The 3,360-nt window shown below is 24.9% G+C and carries 2 protein-coding genes; both read left to right on the top strand.

The window, feature by feature from the left end:
- Nucleotides 1-20: 20 nt before the first annotated feature.
- Nucleotides 21-1,241, top strand: a complete 1,221-nt coding sequence (locus BUE91_RS06080) for a hypothetical protein (protein ID WP_073508285.1) — start codon at nucleotides 21-23, stop codon at nucleotides 1,239-1,241.
- Nucleotides 1,229-3,352 (top strand): hypothetical protein, encoded by a 2,124-nt coding sequence (locus tag BUE91_RS06075; RefSeq protein WP_244889894.1) that lies wholly within the window; start codon nucleotides 1,229-1,231, stop codon nucleotides 3,350-3,352. Before BUE91_RS06080 ends, BUE91_RS06075 begins: the two co-directional genes overlap by 13 nt.
- Nucleotides 3,353-3,360: the final 8 nt, after the last annotated feature.

Here is a 3,360-nt window from a genome sequence, read left to right as displayed (position 1 = left end):
ATGGTAGGGAGAGGAGAATAATGAGAGGAATAAAAATTTTTTTATTGATGCTTGCTATGATTTCTAATGTATCATTATCGTCTAAAAAACCAGTTAAGAATGTATCTAAGAAAATAAATAAAGTTATGGAAGATAAGAAAGAGACTAAGTTATTTGATTTTAAGAATTCTAAGAAAGTAAAGGTTGAATTAGGTTCTAATATAGAATTAAATAAAGGTACGGAATTAGATGAAGGAGTAAATCTTAATGGTTCACTAACATTGTATGAATTTTTAAAATTATCAGGTAAATTAGGATTTGGAATGGATTCTACTTATAGTAAAGAATTAAGATCATCGGAAACATGGTTAGGATTGGGGTTAAATTTTAAAGAATTTGGTAATTTGGAATTAAAAATAGATTTTGATAGAAAAATAGGACTTAGTTATGAATATAAGAAAAAAATTAATGATTTTGATATAGATGTTAAAGGTGGATATAGTTCACATAAGGAATCTCTTGATTTTAGTGATACAAGTGATGAACAAAGAAGAGAAAGTAGATATGAGATAGAAACTAAGATAAAGTATGATTTTTGGAAAAATTTTACATTAGTTAATGATCTAAGTTTTTGGCTATCTATGTTTCATTCAGATAAAAGATTAATTCCATATTCTTTTTTAATAGGAACAGGAATAGATTATAAAAATACTTTATTAAAAGGTAATGATTATAATGGAACATTAATATCGGGTATACATGTTAATCATTTAAATGAAAGAAATCAAACTATTTCTACAAATAATGATCATCTTACAACTAATGTAAGTAGTAAAAAAGAAGAAGAAGATGATATGTCGAGTGATTTGGAAAGTTTTTTAAGAAACTCTACAAATTATAAAATATTTGAATTTGAAACATATTTAGGTTATGAATTTGAGAAACAATTAAAGAAAGATAGTAATGTAAGTATTTTAGGTAAATTATCTGTTACTATAAATAATGTATATAAAAGTGAAATGAATGAGAGATATAAAAAAGATGGAAGTACTTATGTTGAGAAAAAGAGCAACAAAGACGATGATGATCCAAAAAGAGCAACTAATATTAAATTAACACCAACAATAAAAGTAGGGTATAAATTTAATAAAAATATTAGTATGGATATGGAGTATGCTTTTGATATTTCTTTTAACAATAATGGATCAGGTAAATATAATAATAAATTAAGAACAGGAGTGAAATATACATGGGAAAAATAGAAAATAAAATAATGTTAGGTATATTAGCTTTAAGTTCAATATTAAGTTTATCAACAACAATGTATGTTAAAAATAATTCAGAATTAAAATTAGATTACTCTTATAATGAAAATAATGGGAATTTTAAATTTGGATATAGACCAATTAATACTTTAAATGCAGGAGCTTTGTTAGGAAAAAGTAATGAAGCATTTGTATACCTAAGTGGAGAAATAAAGAAAGAATATATTATACATGGTAGAGCAGATTTAGGAGTATTTTTTAAGAAAAAAATTAATGAACATATAGAATTAACATTAAATACAGGATATCAATATAAAGATGGAATGGAGGATTCTATAAAAGAGGGATTAAAGTTAAAAGGATTATGGGATAAAAAATATGAAGAAGATGAGACATTAAGGAAAGAGTTCTATCATTCACAAGGTTTAAGATTAAAGGGAAATCCAATATTATTATCAGGAGGGGTATTAGATTTAACTTATGGTAATACTAAATCAAAGATAGGGGCGATATATACAATAGAAAGTTTTAATGGACTTTCTGGAATATTACAAGCACTTCCGTCAAGTAATATAAAAAAAGTAATACCATCTAATAGTCTTATAGGAAGAATTGAAACATTTGTTAATGTAAATCAAAAGTTGGATAATTTAGGTATAGATTTAAATTTAAACTATAAATTAAAGCCAGATATATCAAAGAGATTAGGAAGATTAAAGGGAGATGTAACATTAACAAGAAAGATAGGAGATATAGAACTTTCAGGTAAGGTACATGCATATTTAGGAACAATATTAATAAGTGATAAGAAAAGAGAATTTGGTGGAGAAATTAGATTAGGCTATAATAAGGATAGAATAAATATAAAGAGTACATTAAAGCATAGTACATTATTGGATTATAGTGCTAATAAGGGAACTAAAGACAATAAGAAGGAAGAGCAACCTAAAAGTGATCCTACAGATAAAATGTTACATAAACAAGAGCTTACATTTGATTTGGGATATAAGAATAATAAGATAGAGTTTAATACAGAAAATAAGATAAAGGGAAAGTTATTTACAGATAAATTACAAGTAGATACGAATAAATATAAGAAAGATAATTTAAGTAATATAGATTATACAGTATTTTCAGCATATACATCAAATAGATTAAAGACAAAAATTGGGAATGTTGGAATAAAGGCAGATATTAAATATAGAGCTAATTTGAATATTGATGATAATAAAGAAAAAACTGATGAACATTTGGCTTTAGTTGGGGTTGGAGCAGAATATAATAATAAGACTAAGAAGATAGAAACAAGTAATAGTGTAAATACAACACTTTTAATAGGTTATTTAGATAAATATGAAATTTTTGCGATAAATGCATGGAGTGATAATAAGGCAGATTATATTGTTAATGATAAAACAAAGTTATTTGGAGAATTAAATCTAACTAGTTCAAATAGACTATACTTTGATTCAGGAATAGAAGCAGAGATATTAGGATTTGTGGATTTAAGAGGAAATATAGAGTATAAGATAAAAAATAATCTGGAGTTTATAAATGAGTTAGGAGCTAAGGCGATATTATTGTTTAGTAAAAAAGATGAAAATAATAAAAATATTAGGGCTATAAATACTTTAGATGCACTATTAGTTACACAATATCAGTATAAGGTGTATAATGATAGTAGTATTTTATATAAGGTTAAGGATAATATAAGGATTAAGAGTAAGTTAGGACTATCATATTTAAATGGATATGATTCAGAGACATTATATAGTGCATTAAGAGATATCAAGAGAAAACAGATAGATTCAAATGGTATAGTAGAGATAAGTAGTAAAGATTTTTTTAAAATTAATAGTGAAAAATATGATTATGGAGTTAGTCTTTTATCAAAGATAGTAATAAATCCTTCAATAGAAGGGGATTTAAAATTTTTAGGAGAGAGATTAACAGTTAAACCTATTGGAGAGGTTAAGTTTATTTTTGCAAATAAGGCAGATAATAATGTAAATATTGTAAGAAGTAGTAGTAATAATACAGATAATAAAAAGTTTAAATATAATTCAACAGTCTTTAGGGTTGGGTTAGGTTTAGATTATAAATGGTAATTTTAAAG

The organism is Streptobacillus notomytis (genome assembly GCF_001902585.1).
In the GTDB taxonomy this organism is placed as follows: Bacteria; Fusobacteriota; Fusobacteriia; order Fusobacteriales; family Leptotrichiaceae; genus Streptobacillus; species Streptobacillus notomytis.
The sequence above is the reverse complement of the archived record's forward strand: the minus strand, read 5'-3'. Positions and strand labels throughout refer to the sequence as shown.